Genomic DNA, 15303 nt, shown 5'->3' on the forward strand with positions numbered 1-15303 from the left:
GCGGGTGAGCACATCCCTCGACAGCGGACCTCTCCCGCAGGCGCCGGCGACCGCACTCCGGCAGCGTCTGGCCGAGCTGCGCGGGCCGTCCACCGCGCCGCATCCGCTCGACGCCCGGGCGCTGGCGGCCCTCGCCGCGAACCCCGGGTGCAGGCGGCGTGCGCTGCTGGACGGCGCGGGAGTGGACAAGGCGGCGCTCGCCCGGGCGCTGGGTTCGCCCGCCGTCTTCGGCCAGTCCCAGTTCGCCTTCATGCGGGGCAACGCCTTCGAGGCGAGAGTCAAGGCCGAGGGCGGTGCCGCGCTGCTGGGACTGCTCGGGGTGGCCGAACCGCAGGCGGCGCTCGTCCCCGATCTGGCGGCGGCCGGCCCGGAGGGGCGCGCCGCGCGCACCGCGCTGGCCCTGCGCGAGGCCACCGGAGCCGGGGCCTGGACGCTGCTGGACCATCCGATGCTGGCGCTGGAGGTCGCGGGCTCACCGGCGTACCTGGAGCCGGACGCGGTCGTCGTGCACCCCGACGGCCGGTGGACGGTCGTCGAGATCAAGTCGTTCCCGATGGTCGACGGCTCGGCCGACCCGTCGAAGGTCGGTGCGGCGGCCCGCCAGGCCGCGGTGTACGTACTCGCCCTGGAGCGGGTCGCGGCGGTGACGAAGGGCGCGTCCGTGGACCACTCCGTCCTGCTGGTCTGCCCGAAGGACTTCTCCAACCTGCCGACCGCGTCGGCCGTCGACGTGCGCAAGCAGCTCTCCGTCACCCGGCGGCAGCTGGCCCGGCTGACCCGGGTCGAGGACATCGCCTCGGCGCTGCCGGACGGGGTCAGCTTCGACATGGAGTCCCGCTCGTCCGGCGAACTGGCCTCGGCCGTCGAGTCGGTGCCCTCCACCTACGCCCCGGAGTGCCTGTCCGCCTGTGAGCTCGCCTTCCACTGCCGCGAGCGAGCCCGTTCGGCCGGCGCGGTCGAGGCTTTGGGCCGGGCGGTGCGGGGCGAGCTGGGCGGTCTGAGCGCGGTCGCCGAGGTCCTCTCGGCGGCCCGCGGCGGATCGGGCGATCCGGCCGACCCCGCGGTGGCCGCGTTGCGCCGTGCGGCGCGCCTCCGCGCGGAGGCGCTGGGCGCGGAGGCGCCGGACGCCGCCGTGAGGGGGCCGGGATGTCGCTGATCGGTACGCTCGCCCGGCTGGAAGCGGTCGAGAGCGGGCGGGCACAGCCGCTCGCCACCGTGCGGCACCGGCATCTCTCGCCGCGCCCGATGGTGTTCGTCCCTCTCACCACCGCCGGTGAGGCCGGCGCCCCGCTCGGGGCGCTCGTGGGCACCGACCGGGACGCGCCGCGCCTGCTCGCCGTCGCCCAGCCCCGGGACCGCGAGCTGCGGTTCGCCTTCCTCGCCGAACTGGCGGAGGCGCTGCTGCCGTACCTCGACGGATACGCCGACGACGTGGAGCCCGCCGAGCGCGCCGAGACGGATCCGGAGACCGGCAAGCGGGTCAAGGTCGAGGTGGAGCTCTGCGCGGACGCCCCGCAGCTCATCGTGCCCAGCCGGCCCGGCGTCGACTTCGTACGCCTGCTCGGCCGGTCGATGCGGTTCCGGCGGACCGCCGAGCAGGACCCCGACACCCCCTACCCGGCGCCCCCGCGCGTGCCGCTGCTCGGCCGCTGGCTGACGCACTACGGCGAGCGGGCACGGGTGCCCGGCTCCTCGCTGCTGCTCGCGATGACGGATCTGCTGGGGCGGCACTGGGCGACCGGGCAGTCCCGGCTGGAGGACCAGCACCTGGGCGCGCTGCTGGCCTGGATCGCCCCGCCGGAGGGCAGGTCCGGCGCCGAGGCGGCGTACCGGGCGGAGGTGGAGCGCGACGGCGGGGGCCAGTTGGTGTGCCCACCGGCCGGGCCCGCCACGGACCCGGCCTTCGACAACAAGCTCCTCGCGCCGGTGATGGAGCGGTACGACCGGGCCCGGCAGGCGCTCGCCGCCGCTCCGGACGGAGCCGTGGCCGACGAGCAGCTGGCCCGGCTCACCTCGGCCGAGCGGGAGATCCGCTCGCTGCTCGAGGGGGTGCTGCGCCCCACGTGGGACGCGGTGTGGGACGGGATCGGCCTGCTCCGGGAGCTGCCCGAGGGCCCGCACGTCGCCGACCGGTGGACCCGCGACCGCTGGTCGTTCACCGGTCACCGCGACCGGGTGCGGGCCGGTGAGCCCCCGCAGCCGCGCCGGGACGACGCGGTGACCGCCGCGCAGAAGCTGGCCGCGCGCGAGACCGCGCAGGCGCAGCTCGAGGCGCAGGAGGCCCTGGACGATCCGCTGGTGCTGGCGGGGCGGCGCCTCGCGGGCGAGGCGTTCGCCGGGGTGGTCACCGAGGTGACGATGGCCTGGTCCGAGTCGAAACGCCCCTCGCCCCGGCCGCTGCTGACGGTACGCACGGACGACTCTCCGCATCTGGGCGCCGGGGTGAAGGCCTACCGCTCGCTGGACGGCAGACCGCAGTCCGCCGAGTTCGTGCGCTACGAGGAGGACGGCACGGTGGTCCTGCGGCTGCTGGACCGGATGGGACGGTCCCGGGACCCGGCGGAGGGATCGGTGCCGGAGGTGGGCGAGCCCGTCGCCTGGACCCTGTTCGAGCACGACCAGCGCGGCGGGCCGAAGCTTCCCGAGCCGGAGGACACACCGTGGACGCACGGCGGTCCACCGCGTACCGACGCCGCCGAGAGCCCCGACGCCGTGACCCCGGAGGACCTGCTGTGACCGGGACCGTGATCCCGCTGTTCGACCCCGGGGCGGAGGCCGCCCGTGCCACCGCCGCCATTCTGGAGGACACCCTCGGCGGGGATGCGCGCGGTGTCGTCGTGGACTCGCCCCCGGGCGCGGGGAAGTCGACACTCGTGGTGCGGGCGGCGCTGGAACTCGCCGCGGCCGGGCGCCCGTTGATGGTCGTCGCGCAGACCAACGCGCAGGTGGACGATCTGGTGGTGCGGCTGGCGGAGAAGGAGCCCGGGCTGCCCGTGGGCCGGCTGCACAGCAGCGACCCGGACCCGTACGACAGGGCGCTCGACGAACTGCCCGCGGTACGGAAGTCGGCGAAGGCCGGCGATCTCGCGGGGCTGGACGTGGTGATCTCGACCGCCGCGAAGTGGGCGCACGTCAAGGGCGTCGAACCCTGGCGGCACGCCATCGTGGACGAGGCGTACCAGATGCGTTCGGACGCGCTGCTCGCCGTGGCCGGGCTGTTCGAGAGGGCGCTGTTCGTGGGGGATCCGGGGCAGCTCGACCCGTTCTCCGTGGTCGGGGCCGAGCAGTGGGCGGGGCTGTCGTACGACCCGTCGGCGAGCGCGGTGTCCACGCTGCTCGCCCACAACCCGGAGCTGCCGCAGCACCGGCTCCCCGTGTCCTGGCGGCTGCCGGCGTCGGCCGCGCCCCTGGTGTCCGCCGCGTTCTACCCGTACACGCCCTTCCGCAGCGGTACGGGCGCGGGCGACCGGCGGCTGACGTTCGGGGTCGCTTCGGACGGCTCGGGGCCCGACCGGGTGCTGGACGAGGCGGCCGAGTCCGGCTGGGGTCTGCTGGAGCTCCCCGCCCGGCACACCCCGCGCACGGACCCGGAGGCGGTGCGGGCCGTGGCCCTGGTGGTCCGGCGGCTGCTCGACCGCGGAGGCGCGTCGGTCTCGGAGCGCTCCCCGGACCCGGTGCCGCTGACCGCGGACCGGATCGCCGTCGGCACGGCCCACCGCGACCAGGCCGCCTCGGTGCGGTCGGCGCTCGCGGAGCTGGGCGTCGCGGGTGTGACCGTGGACACCGCCAACCGGCTCCAGGGCAGGGAGTTCGATGTCACGGTCGTGCTCCATCCCCTGTCGGGACGCCCGGACGCGACGGCCTTCCACCTCGAGACCGGCCGCCTCTGCGTGCTGGCCTCCCGCCATCGCCACGCCTGCGTCGTCGTGTGCCGGGCGGGTGTCACCGAGCTGCTGGACGAGCACCCGTCCACGGAGCCGGTGCAGCTCGGTGTCACGGTGAAGTTCCCGGACGGATGGGAGGCGAACCACGCGGTGCTCTCACACCTGGGGGAACACCGGGTGAGCTGGGCTCCCTAGTGCCGTGTCAGGCGGGGTTTGCCCGTCGCGACGGGGCGAGCGTTGCCTGATGCGGCACGAGCGGGGGCCCGGGGCCGGTCATCGGCGCGGGACGGCGTGACCGTGCCGCCGGTGCTTGCCCTCTTGTGCGGGGCGGGACAATGGGGGTGGTCCAAGAGCGCGAGAAGGAGACACGCATGGCGGAGTCGTCGGGGCGGGGCGAGCGGCGGGTACGGCCTTCGCCGCTGCTCTTCGAGCCCGCGGAGGTCGCCTCCGACCCGGAGCACTTCTTCGATCTGGAGTCGATCGAGGACCCCCGGGAGCTGCTCTCCCGCGCGACGGAACTCACCCAGGCGTTCCAGGCGGCGACGGACCGCGCCCTGGAGTACCAGGCGATCGCCGCGGCGCAGCTCGCCGACCCGCGCCGCTTCGACCGGCTGACCCCGGCGGAGATCGCGCGCAGGGCGGAGTGGAGCGAGGACTACACCAAGCGCATGATCGATTTCGGCCGGGATCTGCTGCGCGGGCCGGACCCGAGGCCGGCGCCCCGGCCGTAGCACCCGGCGCCGGCCGGCCCCGCGAGGTGCGGGGTGCGCTGGGTGCACTGGATGCGCTGGATGCGCTGGATGCGCTGGATGCGCTGGATGCGCTGGATGCGCTGGATGCGCTGGATGCAGGGTACGTGCGGGCCGCTGGATGCAGGGTACGTGCGGGCCGCTGGGTGTGGGGTGCGTGCGGGCAGCGCTGGGTGTGGGGTACGGGATCGCTGGGCGCGGGGTGCGGAGCCGTCCCGGAGGGTGCCGAAAAGCGCTTCCCCGCCCCCGCCCCGCGACGGCCAGGAGCGCCAGGGGTCAGCCCGGGAGAGGCGGGGCCGGGACTCTCCTCCGTCATGCCTGCCGCATATGACCGGAGGGATGCCGAGGGGCAAGATACTCCTCCCGCCGCCCTCTGTCCCCGATTTCGACAACTCGCGGAAACCGAGCCGTGACTCCGCGTACACGTAGTCGTCATGAGTAATCGGCCGCGAGACGACATCAGCGCCGCACCCTGCAGTCCCGACCTCCACGACGAGCGGCGGCGGGACGTCTTCGCCTTCCTGAGGGAGGACGGACGGCACCACACCGCCCAGATCACCGCACCCGGGGCCGACTGGCTCGCGTCCGCCAGTACGCATCCGCGGTCCACGCTGGCCCTGTGGGAGTCGCGGCCGTCCGCGCCGTTCGTCGTGCCGTGCGGCGGGGGCGTCTTCGACGTGGTGAACGTACCCGCGATGTTCGGGCGGCGGATGCTGGACCGGCTGTGGTCGGAGGGCCCGGGGTCGGGGCCGGTCGCGTACCACCGGGGCCGGACGCTGCTGTTCGCCGCCCCGGGCACGGCCCAGCGACTGCCGAGCCTGCTGGAGTGGGAGGAGTGGGGCGGTGCCGTGCCGCCCCTGCTCTGCCACGGCACCGGCGACGCGATCACCGTTCCGCCGCTCGCCCCGGTGCCCGCGGGTGGAGCCGGCCCGCGCTGGGTGGTGGCCCCCGACACCCGGCACCCGTGGCTCCCCGGGCCGGAGGTCCTGCTCTGGGCGTGTGTACGGGCGGCGCGCACCACCTCCGCGGCGACGGTGCGTATATCGATTTTTCCTCCCGCCGATCAGGGTGCTAAGGTCTACGACGTCAGCAGGCGCCGCTAGCTCAGTTGGTTAGAGCAGCTGACTCTTAATCAGCGGGTCCGGGGTTCGAGTCCCTGGCGGCGCACAGACGGAGAAAGCCCCTCGCGGAAGCGGGGGGCTTTTTCGTCGCCCCGTGCCACGGGTCCTCCCCACCGCCACGGGTCCTCCCCACCGCCACGGGTCCTCCCCACCGCCACGGTCCGGGCTCTGCCACGGGCCCGGGCTGCTTCCCGGGTGCGGACACCTCCGCTCAGCGCACAGTCGTGATCTTGACTGTCCATGCTCCGGTACGGGTGCGGTCCGCCACCTCCACCCGCACCCGCTCGCCCGGGACGGTGAAGGACTCCCCCACACCGAGCGGCGCGTCCGCCAGCTGCGGGTAGACCGAGCGGTCCCAGCACGCCCCGCTCCTCGGATGGGTGTCGATCACCTCGACGGGGCCGGCGCCGGACGCCTCCTCGTTCCGCACCCGGTAGAGCAGCACACCCTCCTTGCAGGTGTCCCGGTCATTGCCCGTCGCCCCGCGCGCCTCGATGGCCAGCGCGGTGTTCTGCCCGGTCCTGACCACCGCGAGCCTGGTTCCGCCGGGGCGCCCCGGCACGGGTGCGGCCGCCAGCGGCTCCAGCGCGAGCACCCGGTCGGCGGGACCGGTGACGCACCGGACCTGGCTCTCGTCCAGCCATCCCAGCTTCCACTTGTGCCAGCCGAGGAACTCCGGGGCCAGCCCGAACTGGCTGCCCATCACGTCCCAGTCCCCCACATGGGTGTCCCAGTCGCCCTTGCCGTCCGTGGGCCGGTGGTAGAGGTCCGGCAGGTCGAAGACGTGCCCGGTCTCGTGCGCCAGGACATGGCGGTCGGGCGGATGGCGCTCGAACACCGTGACGGCCCGCTTCAGCTCGGTACCGTCGGCCTTCGTCGCCCGCTCGAAATTGACCACCTTGGTCGCGTCGGAGTCCACCCCGGGGGCGTCCGGGTCGGCGACCAGATAGACGACGTCGTAGCGGGAGAAGTCCACGTGCGGGTCCGCGACGGAGACCGCGTCCCGCAGGTACGCGGCCCGGCGCTCGGCGTCCCAGTCCCGCTTCATGCGGTACTCCGTCGACGCCCTGGGCATCCGGATCCACCGGCGCACGGGGTGCGGGCGCAGCAGGAACCTCCCGTACGAGGCGTTGCGGAAGAAGTCGCTGGTCGCGGGGAAGTGGTCGGCGACCAGGTCGTCCGGCGTCGTCAGGGGGGCGGAGTCCGGGAAGGACAGGAAGACCATGACGGCGTCGACGGTGCGGTCGGGCCGCGGGTACGCGGAGTTCCAGCTGTCCAGTCCCAGCGAGTGGTGTGCGGCGGTCCGGGGCAGGGCGCAGCGGCGCGGGGAGGTGTCGGCCGAGGCGGGGCCCGCGGCGAGGGTGGTCGCAGCCAGGGCCACCAGGGAGGTGAAGACCGCCGCGCCGGCGCGCAGGGTCGGCCGCTCCACTCCTTTGGGTGAATCCTCCAGCGTCTGCTGACCCTCCACGTGGACCTCCGGCTACGGAATGCGGGACATCCAACCCAGCTTGTGGGCTTTTATGATGATTCGCACTGTTCCGCTGCACCGGTCGGGTGAGCAGTCCCCGACACCCCGGCGATCGACAGAAAGTCACAACCGGTCATGAGAGTCCCGGCCCGGTCTCCACCCGCGCAGAAACGATCGCCCTGGGCCTTCCGGTGCCCCTGATCGGCACCCGGAAGCTGGAACGCCCACCCGGCCAGCCTCTATGATCGGCACACTTTCCCGAGTTTCCGGGCCCGGCCCGGCCTGAACGACACGACTGCACTGCGGGAGCGAGCGGTGAGCGCACACACGGAAGGACGGGGCCCCGCGACCGTCGCGGCACCCGGGGGCGCCCATCCACTGGTCACGGAGAGTCAACAACCGGCGGCTCCCTCCGGCACCGCGGGGTCCGCCCGGTCCCGCCACGGCCGGTCGGCCGGTAAGCAACTCGGCGACTATCGCGCCGCGTTCAACGCCTCAGAGCTCGCCATGGCCCTCGTCGACCACGAGGGCCTCGTCGTATCCGCGAACGACGCGCTCGCCGCGCTCCTCGGCACCGAACCGGACGCCCTGCGCTCCCGGCCCGCCGCCGACCTCGTCGATCTGGCCCCGGACGGACGCTCCCTGCTGGCCTACGGTGAGGTGCTGAACGGGCGGAGCCCACGGCTCCGCTGCACCCGCCGCCTCAAGCACGCGGACGGGCACCCCGTCTGGGCCGAGGTGACCGTCGTTCCCGTCCCCGGCAGCCGGCGGCTGCTGCTCTCGGTCGCCGACATCAGCGACCGCCGCGAACTCCAGTCGCGGCTGCGCCATCTCCAGATGCACGACCCGGTGACCCGGCTGCCCAACCGCGCCCTGTTTTTCGAGCGGCTCAGCAGCGCCCTCGACCCCTCCTCGTACGAGCACGGCGGCACCGGCCGGATCGGGTTGTGCTACCTCGACCTCGACGGCTTCAAGGCGGTCAACGACACCCTCGGCCACCGTATGGGCGACCGGCTGCTCACCGCGGTGGCGTCCCGGCTGACCGAGTGCGCGGACCGGGACGGCCAGGCCCGCGGCGGCACCCATCTCGTGGCCCGGCTCGGCGGCGACGAGTTCGCCGTCCTGGTCGAGGACTCCACCGGTACGGAGCAGCTCGCCGATCTGGCCAGGTCCGTACTGGCCGCGCTCCAGCAGCCGTTCGACCTGTCGGGGCAGCGGCTGTCGGTCTCCGCGTCCATCGGGGTGGTGGAGCGCGCGGCGGAGGGCACCACCGCGACCGGCCTGATGCAGGACGCGGACACGACGCTGTACTGGGCGAAGGCGGACGGCAAGGCCCGCTGGACGTTCTTCGACCCGGAGCGCAACGCCCACCGGATGACCCGTCAGGCGCTCTCGTCCACGCTCAGACCGGCGGTGGAGCGCGGGGAGTTCACGCTCGAGTACCAGCCGCTGGTGTGCATGGCGGACGGCGCGGTCCGGGGCGTGGAGGCGCTGGTGCGCTGGCAGCACCCCCAGTTCGGCACGCTCGCGCCGAATCGGTTCATCGGCATCGCCGAGGAGGACGGGTCGATCGTCCAGCTCGGCCGCTGGATCCTGCGCACCGCCTGCCGGCAGGCCCGCACGTGGGAGCTCGGGCACCCGGCGGCTCCGCCCCTGTTCGTCAGCGTCAACGTCGCCGTGCGCCAGCTGTGGGACTCCGACCTGGTCGCCGACGTGGCCGGGATCCTCGACGAGACCGGCCTCGCGCCGCACCTGCTGCAGCTGGAACTCACCGAGTCCGCGGTGATGGGCTCGGCTGGGCGCCCGCTGCAGGTGCTCCGGGCGCTGAGCGAGATGGGTGTCCGCATCGCGATCGACGACTTCGGGACGGGCTACTCCAACCTGGCCTATCTCAGCCGCCTTCCGGTGTCCGTGCTGAAGCTCGACGGATCGTTCGTCCGTGGCTTCCGCTACGACGACGGCACACACCCGAACCCCGCCGACGAGACGATCGTCGAGGCCATGGTCGAGCTCGCCCACCGGCTCGGCCTGACGGTCACCGCCGAGTGCGTCGAGACCTCGGGCCAGGCCGAGCGGCTGCGCCGCATCGGCTGCGACACGGGGCAGGGCTGGCTGTACTCGCGCGCGGTGGCACCGGACCGGATCGCCGGGATGATCGGGGCCAGTCCGCTCGCGGTCTGACGCCACACCGGCGGGCTCCGCGCTGCTACCCGGGCAGCCCGTACGCGTCCGCGATCAGCTCGTAGGAGCGCAGCCGGAACTCGCCGCCGTGGGTGCTGGCCGTGATCATCAACTCGTCGGCCCCCGTGCGCTTCTGGAGCTCGTCGAGGCCTGCGCGCACCTCGCCGGGCGTGCCGTGGACGATGTCGGCCAGCCGGCCGTCCACGAACTCCCGTTCCATCGGCCGGAAGTCGTACGCCTCGGCCTCCTCCGGCGTGGGGATCAGCCCCGGCCGCCCCGTGGTCAGCCGCAGCATCGCCAGCGCGCCGGTCATCGCCTGGCGGCGTGCCTCGCGGGGGTCGTCCGAGGCGAGCGCGGCGACGCCGATCAGGGCGTAGGGCGCGTCCAGGACCGGCGAGGGGCGGAAGGAGTCCCGGTAGAGGTCGAGCGCGGGAACGGTGTTGCGTGCCGAGAAGTGGTGGGCGAAGGCGAACGGCAGACCGAGCGTCCCGGCGAGCCGGGCGCTGAAGCCGGAGGAGCCGAGCAGCCAGACGGGCGGCCGGGCGGAGGACCGGACCCCGCCGGGGGCGGTGGCCTGCACCGGGCCGGGGACGGCGTGGATCCGCGCGTAGGGGTGGCCGTCCGGGAAGTCGTCGTCGAGGAAGCGGGTCAGTTCGGCGAGCTGCTCGGGGAAGTCGTCGGCGCCGTCGGTCAGCCGGTCGGTGCGGCGCAGTGCGGCCGCGGTGGCGCCGTCGGTCCCGGGGGCGCGGCCGAGGCCGAGGTCGACCCGCCCCGGCGCCAGGGCCTCCAGGGTGCCGAACTGCTCGGCGATCACCAGCGGGGCGTGGTTGGGCAGCATGACGCCGCCGGAGCCGAGGCGGATGCGCTCGGTGTGGGCGGCGAGGTGGGCGAGGATCACGGCCGGGGACGACGAGGCGACACCGGGCATCGAGTGGTGCTCGGCGACCCAGTGCCGGTGGTAGCCGCGCCGCTCGGCGAGTCGGGCGAGCTCCACGCTGGTGCGCAGCGCCCGGCCGGCGGTACTGCCGCTGCCGACGGTGACCAGGTCCAGTACCGACAGCGGTACGGGCGCGCCGCCCGGCGCCGTTCCCCGGATCCCGTCGGCGGGGCGTGCTGCGTCCGGTGTGTCCACGAAGGGTGCCTCCTGCGTTGTGGTGCGTGTCCCAGGGCAGCAACAGGAGGCAGTCTCCGGTTATTCCGCGAGGAGGCCGGGAGGAGGTGTCCGCCCGCCTTCCGGGGCCCGGCCGGGGCGGGCGAACAGGGTTCCCAGGCCGTCCGCCCACGCCCGCCGCCCGGCCAGCCGGAGGCCCTCCCACACGGTCACCTGGTTCGCCGTGAGGACGGGCTTGCCGAGGTCCGCCTCCAGCTCGGGGAGATGGGCGGCCGTGTGCAGGGCGGTGTCCGGCATGAGTACCGCCTCCGCCCGCGGGTCGTCCCCCGCCGCGGCGAGCTCCAGCACCTCCTCGCGCTCCCAGGTGCCGACCTCGGCTGCCGTGACGATCCCGCTCGCCCGGGCCGCCACTACCTCGATGCCCGACGCCTCCAGGAACTTCTCGAAGAGGACGGTCACCTCACCGGGGTAGGTGGCCGCGACCGCCACCCGGCTCACGCCCAGCGCCTCGGCGGCGTGGACGAAGGCGAAGGAGGTGCTCGACGCCGGCAGCCCGGCGGCCCGCGCCAGCTCGCGGACCTGGCTCCGGGCCCCGTCCCGGCCCCGGACGAAGCTGCCGCTGGTACAGGCCCACACGACGGACTCGGCCCCGGCCAGCCGCAGTTCCTCCACGCCCGCCGCCAGCCGGTCCGCGGCGCCCATCTCGATCAGCGCGTCCTCCCGGTGCGCGTCCTCGCCGATGTCGGTGTGGAAGACGGGAAGCCTGATGTCGCTGTCGAGCAGGACCTCGATCCTGGGGTAGTCGTCCTCGGCCGAGTGCCCCGGGTAGAGGAGTCCGACGGTCGTCATGTCCATCCTTCCTGTTCCTCCGGCTGCGCGACGGGCGGCACGGCCGGCGGCACGGGCGGGGCCGGCGGGGGCGGGGGCGGCGGCTCCTCGTGCGGACCGGCGGTCCGGATCAGCAGGGCCTGGTAGGGACCGACCGCGTACACGCCCATTCTGCGCAGTGCCGCCCACATCGTGACCTGGTTCGCGGAGAGCACCGGCATGCGCAGTTCCGCCTCCAGCTGGGGTATCGCGTCGTACGTCGGCAGGTTGGTGCAGCTGATGAAGAGGGCGTCCGCCGCGCCCACCACGGCCTGGCGGGCCATGTCCACCACCGACCGGTACGGCACCTTCCAGATGTGCCGGGTCAGTCCGAGGAAGGCGCGGCCCGTGACCGATACCCCGGCCTCGGCCAGATACTCCTCCAGCGACCTGGTGACCGACTCCGTGTACGGCGTGACGATCGCGATCCTGCGGGCGCCCAGCTCCTCCAGGGCTTCCAGCAGAGCGCCCGAGGTGGTCACCGAGGCGACCTCCCCCGCCGTGGTCATCGCCTCGCACATCGCCCGCTCGCCCGCCACACCGCCGACGAAGCTGCCGCTGGTGCAGGCGTAGGCGACGACCTCCGGCTCGGAGGCGGCCAGCGCGCGGACCGCCTCACCGAGGGTCTCGTGCTCGCTGACGAGCCGGGCCAGGTCGAGCGAGACCTCGACGGGCACGAACGGGGTCCGGGTCAGACGCAGTGAGACGCCGTCGGGCACCCAGCGCCACAGCTCCCGGTCGAGTGCGAAGTCGAACGGGGCGACCACCCCGATCCCGCGCTGCGGGTCGGGGCCGCCCAGAAGCGAAACTTCGAGGGACACGTCCATCACAGGCCCCCTCATTTACGTCTTGTTGACGACGGTAGGTTCGGGTGCGAGCGTGGGTCAATCCGTACATGTCAGACGTTCAGAAACGGTTTCCGCACGATGTCCCTACCGGTTCTCCTTGTACTGGAAGCAGACCCTCCGCCGCGGCTCGGCAGCCTCACCGGACGCGCCGACGTCCGCTACGCCGACGCCGGCTCGCTCGCCTCGGAACTTCCCGGGGCGGACGCCCTGCTGGTGTGGGACTTCACCTCCGACGCGGTGCGGCTGGCCTGGCCGGGGGGCGGCCCCCGGCCCCGCTGGGTGCACACCCCGAGCGCGGGCGTCGACCGGCTGCTCTGCCCGGAGTTCGCGGCCTCCGACACTGTCCTGACCAACGCCCGGGGGATCTTCGAGCAGCCCATCGCCGAGTACGTTGCCGCCCTGGTCCTCACGATGGCCAAGGACCTGCCGGGCACCCTGGAACTCCAGCGGCAGCGGCGCTGGCGGCACCGCGAGTCCCTGCCGGTGGCGGGCGGCCGGGCGGTCGTGGCCGGCGCCGGGCCGATCGGGCTGGCGATCGCCCGCACGCTGCGGGCACTGGGCCTGGAGGTCGCCGTCACCGGGCGCACCGCCCGCCCCGGGGTGCACGGCTCCGACGAGCTGGACGGGCTGCTCGCCCGCGCCGACTGGATCGTGTGCGCGGCCCCGCTGACGGAGGCCACCCGGGGCATGTTCGACGGCCGGAGGTTCTCCCTGATGCGCCCGTCGGCCCGCTTCGTCAACGTCGGGCGGGGCGCGCTGGTGGTCGAGGAGGAGCTGGTCTCGGCGCTCACCGGACGGCGGATCGCGGGCGCCGCCCTGGACGTCTTCGAGGAGGAGCCGCTGGGGCCGGGCAGCCCGCTGTGGGACGTTCCCGGCCTGATCGTCTCGCCGCACATGAGCGGGGACACCGTCGGCTGGCGCGATCGGCTGGGCGAGCAGTTCGTCGAGCTGTTCGACCTCTGGTCGGCCGGGAAGCCGCTGCCGAACGTGGTCGACAAGAATCGTGGGTACGTCCCCTCCCATGACTCCTGAGCCGAACGACCCGAGTGCCCTGACCGCACGTCAGCTCATCGCCGGCTACCAGCGCGGCGACTTCTCCCCGCTGGAGGCGGTCCGCGCGGTCCTCGACCGGGCCGAGGCGGCGCAGCGCCTCACCAACGCGTTCGTCCGGATCGACGCCGAGCAGGCGATCGAGCAGGCGGAGGCGGCCACCGAGCGCCGCCGCAGAAGGGAGCCGCTCGGGCCGCTCGACGGCGTACCGGTCACGGTCAAGGACATCTTCCTGCAGGCGGGAGGGCCCACGCTGCGGGGCTCCAGGACGGTGCGTGCGGACGCCTCCGCCTGGGACGAGGACGCCCCGGTCGTGGCGCGGCTGCGGGAGCAGGGCGCGGTCCTCGTCGGGAAGACGACGACGCCGGAGTTCGGCTGGAAGGGCGTCACGGACTCCCCGCTGACCGGGGTGACCCGCAATCCGTACGACGTCTCCCGCACGGCGGGCGGGTCCAGCGGCGGGAGCGCGGCGGCGGTGGCACTGGGCGCGGCCCCGCTGTCCATCGGGACCGACGGCGGAGGGTCGGTGCGCATCCCGGCGTCGTTCTGCGGGATCTTCGGGCTGAAGCCGACGTACGGCCGGATCCCGCTCTACCCGTCGAGCCCGTTCGGCACGCTGGCCCACGCGGGGCCGATGACCCGGGACGCCGCCGACGCGGCCCTGCTGCTGGACGCGATCAGCGGGCCGGACTGGCGGGACTGGTCGCAGGCGGCGCCCGCACCGGCCGCGGGCGACGGCCTGGCGGACGGTGTCAAGGGGCTGCGGATCGCGTTCTCCGCGTCCTTCGGCGGCCAGGTGGCGGTCCGCCCGGCGGTGGCGTCGGCGGTACGCGGCGCCGTGGGCCGGCTGGCCGAGCTGGGCGCGTACATCGAGGAGGCCGATCCGGACATCACCGACCCGGTGGACGCGTTCCACACCCTGTGGTTCACCGGGGCGGCGCGCCTGGTGCAGCACTTCGGCAGGGAGCAGCGGGAGCTGCTGGACCCGGGGCTGCGGGAGGTCTGCGCGGAGGGCGAGCGGGCCTCGGCGCTCGACTACCTCGCCGCCGTGGACGCCCGGATGGACCTCGGACGCCGGCTGGGACGGTTCCACACCGCGTACGACCTGCTGGTCACGCCGACGCTGCCGGTCACCGCCTTCGAGGCGGGCGCGGAGGTGCCGAAGGGCTCCGGCCACCGCCGCTGGACGGGCTGGACCCCGTTCACCTACCCGTTCAACCTCACCCAGCAGCCGGCGGCGACGGTGCCCTGCGGGGTGGACGAGGACGGGCTGCCGGTGGGGGTCCAGCTGGTCGGCCCCCGCCACGCGGACGCCCTGGTGCTGCGCGCGGCGCACGCGCTCTACGCGTCGGGCGCGGCGGCGGTGCCGCCCCCGGCCGCCGGGTGACGAACGGCCGGGTACGGGCCGCCGGGTGACGCCCGGCGCCCCGGCCCGGGGACGAGGGGCGACCCGGGTGACGGCCGGCGCCGGGCCCGGTACGGGCGGCAGGGGCGGGCGGCCGGAGCGGGCCGGGCGCGGCCCGCTCAGGCGCGGCGGAACGACAGCGTCTCGCCGAGCGCTCCCGCGCGCCACAGGTCCTGGCAGGCGTCGGCCATCCGGTCGAGACCGTCGACCACCTGCCCCCACACGATGCCCGGCACCCAGCCCGTGTCGCCGTTGAGCAGCAGGTTGTTGCGCTCGTAGAAGAGCGCGAGGTCCACCGTCACCGGCCGGGACAGGTCCCGGTCGTAGCCGTAGGCGGCGGTGCCCAGCTCGGTGCCGCTGAAGGTGAAGTAGCAGAGGTCGCCCGGGATCGGGGTCACCGTCGGGTTCTCCAGCGGCGGCTCCCGGTCGGCGAACGCGGGGAACAGGGCGTAGATCTCGTTGCGGGCGTACTTCGCGTGGTACACGTCGCCGCCGAGCGGCAGCGCGTCCCAGACGGACTGGCAGGTCAGGGGCGCCCGGTCGTCCAGGAGCCGTGCGGTGCAGCGCACGCCGCGCTTGGTGAGCGAGACTTCGATGTATCGATCGGCCATTGCCCACG

The 15303-nt window shown here is 74.2% G+C and carries 13 protein-coding genes and 1 tRNA gene; 9 read left to right on the forward strand and 5 right to left on the reverse strand.

Translation table 11 applies throughout. The features are described 5' to 3' along the window. Positions 1-4 precede the first annotated feature (4 nt). The 6 genes from DDW44_RS09145 to DDW44_RS09170 all read left to right on the forward strand — a co-directional run bounded on the left by DDW44_RS09145 (position 5) and on the right by DDW44_RS09170 (position 5800). Complete coding sequence (locus tag DDW44_RS09145) at positions 5-1156, forward strand: hypothetical protein (protein WP_108906118.1); 1152 nt, start codon at positions 5-7, stop codon at positions 1154-1156. Then, on the forward strand, positions 1147-2736 hold the full coding sequence (locus DDW44_RS09150) for a hypothetical protein (protein WP_017949806.1): 1590 nt from the start codon (positions 1147-1149) through the stop codon (positions 2734-2736). Before DDW44_RS09145 ends, DDW44_RS09150 begins: the two co-directional genes overlap by 10 nt. Then, positions 2733-4079, forward strand: coding sequence for an AAA domain-containing protein (locus DDW44_RS09155; protein WP_017949807.1), 1347 nt, complete (start codon positions 2733-2735; stop codon positions 4077-4079). Before DDW44_RS09150 ends, DDW44_RS09155 begins: the two co-directional genes overlap by 4 nt. 176 nt (positions 4080-4255) lie before the next feature. After that, on the forward strand, positions 4256-4615 hold the full coding sequence (locus tag DDW44_RS09160; protein ID WP_017949808.1) for a hypothetical protein: 360 nt from the start codon (positions 4256-4258) through the stop codon (positions 4613-4615). Positions 4616-5067: 452 nt separating this feature from the next. Then, positions 5068-5736, forward strand: coding sequence for a bifunctional DNA primase/polymerase (locus DDW44_RS09165; RefSeq protein ID WP_108906119.1), 669 nt, complete (start codon positions 5068-5070; stop codon positions 5734-5736). Then, positions 5727-5800 (forward strand) — tRNA-Lys (locus DDW44_RS09170). The genes DDW44_RS09165 and DDW44_RS09170 overlap by 10 nt, the downstream gene beginning before the upstream one ends. 165 nt (positions 5801-5965) lie before the next feature. On the opposite strand, the gene DDW44_RS09175 is transcribed toward DDW44_RS09170, so the two are convergent. Next, positions 5966-7222 carry a M6 family metalloprotease domain-containing protein gene (locus tag DDW44_RS09175; RefSeq protein WP_026281708.1) on the reverse strand — a complete coding sequence of 419 codons (1257 nt, stop codon included), beginning with the start codon at positions 7220-7222 and terminating at the stop codon, positions 5966-5968. A 315-nt stretch (positions 7223-7537) separates the two neighbouring features. On the opposite strand from DDW44_RS09175, the gene DDW44_RS09180 reads away from it, so the two are divergent. After that, positions 7538-9403, forward strand: coding sequence for a putative bifunctional diguanylate cyclase/phosphodiesterase (locus DDW44_RS09180; RefSeq protein ID WP_108906120.1), 1866 nt, complete (start codon positions 7538-7540; stop codon positions 9401-9403). A gap of 25 nt (positions 9404-9428) precedes the next feature. Here the strand turns inward: DDW44_RS09180 and DDW44_RS09185 are convergent, their stop codons facing one another. From DDW44_RS09185 to DDW44_RS09195, 3 genes are read right to left on the reverse strand one after another with little or no spacing between them, the layout of a single operon-like run. Continuing rightward, positions 9429-10535, reverse strand: coding sequence for an LLM class flavin-dependent oxidoreductase (locus DDW44_RS09185; protein WP_108906121.1), 1107 nt, complete (start codon positions 10533-10535; stop codon positions 9429-9431). 60 nt (positions 10536-10595) lie between these two features. Beyond that, on the reverse strand, positions 10596-11363 hold the full coding sequence (locus DDW44_RS09190; protein ID WP_167455572.1) for a maleate cis-trans isomerase family protein: 768 nt from the start codon (positions 11361-11363) through the stop codon (positions 10596-10598). Then, the gene (locus tag DDW44_RS09195) at positions 11360-12208 is read right to left on the reverse strand and encodes a maleate cis-trans isomerase family protein (RefSeq protein WP_108906123.1); all 849 of its coding nucleotides are present in this window, start codon (positions 12206-12208) and stop codon (positions 11360-11362) included. The genes DDW44_RS09190 and DDW44_RS09195 overlap by 4 nt, the downstream gene beginning before the upstream one ends. 99 nt (positions 12209-12307) lie before the next feature. Between DDW44_RS09195 and DDW44_RS09200 the strand changes: the two genes are divergently transcribed. After that, positions 12308-13261: a D-2-hydroxyacid dehydrogenase gene (locus DDW44_RS09200; protein ID WP_108906124.1), complete on the forward strand. Its 954-nt coding sequence runs from the start codon at positions 12308-12310 to the stop codon at positions 13259-13261. Then, positions 13251-14666 (forward strand): amidase, encoded by a 1416-nt coding sequence (locus tag DDW44_RS09205; protein ID WP_017949815.1) that lies wholly within the window; start codon positions 13251-13253, stop codon positions 14664-14666. The genes DDW44_RS09200 and DDW44_RS09205 overlap by 11 nt, the downstream gene beginning before the upstream one ends. A 137-nt stretch (positions 14667-14803) precedes the next feature. Here DDW44_RS09205 and DDW44_RS09210 read toward each other — a convergent pair whose 3' ends face one another. Next, positions 14804-15295 (reverse strand): DUF3830 family protein, encoded by a 492-nt coding sequence (locus DDW44_RS09210; protein WP_108906125.1) that lies wholly within the window; start codon positions 15293-15295, stop codon positions 14804-14806. Positions 15296-15303: the final 8 nt, after the last annotated feature.

It is taken from the genome of Streptomyces tirandamycinicus, assembly GCF_003097515.1.
In the GTDB taxonomy this organism is placed as follows: Bacteria; Actinomycetota; Actinomycetes; order Streptomycetales; family Streptomycetaceae; genus Streptomyces; species Streptomyces tirandamycinicus.

Bases quoted from the DNA above. Each gene is read 5' to 3' on its own strand.
- DDW44_RS09150 (WP_017949806.1), top strand. From the start codon at position 1,147: ATGTCGCTGATCGGTACGCTCGCCCGGCTGGAAGCGGTCGAGAGCGGG.
- DDW44_RS09160 (WP_017949808.1), top strand. From the start codon at position 4,256: ATGGCGGAGTCGTCGGGGCGGGGCGAGCGGCGGGTACGGCCTTCGCCG.
- DDW44_RS09195 (WP_108906123.1), bottom strand. From the start codon at position 12,208: ATGGACGTGTCCCTCGAAGTTTCGCTTCTGGGCGGCCCCGACCCGCAG.
- DDW44_RS09190 (WP_167455572.1), bottom strand. From the start codon at position 11,363: ATGACGACCGTCGGACTCCTCTACCCGGGGCACTCGGCCGAGGACGAC.
- DDW44_RS09210 (WP_108906125.1), bottom strand. From the start codon at position 15,295: ATGGCCGATCGATACATCGAAGTCTCGCTCACCAAGCGCGGCGTGCGC.
- DDW44_RS09205 (WP_017949815.1), top strand. From the start codon at position 13,251: ATGACTCCTGAGCCGAACGACCCGAGTGCCCTGACCGCACGTCAGCTC.
- DDW44_RS09200 (WP_108906124.1), top strand. From the start codon at position 12,308: ATGTCCCTACCGGTTCTCCTTGTACTGGAAGCAGACCCTCCGCCGCGG.
- DDW44_RS09165 (WP_108906119.1), top strand. From the start codon at position 5,068: ATGAGTAATCGGCCGCGAGACGACATCAGCGCCGCACCCTGCAGTCCC.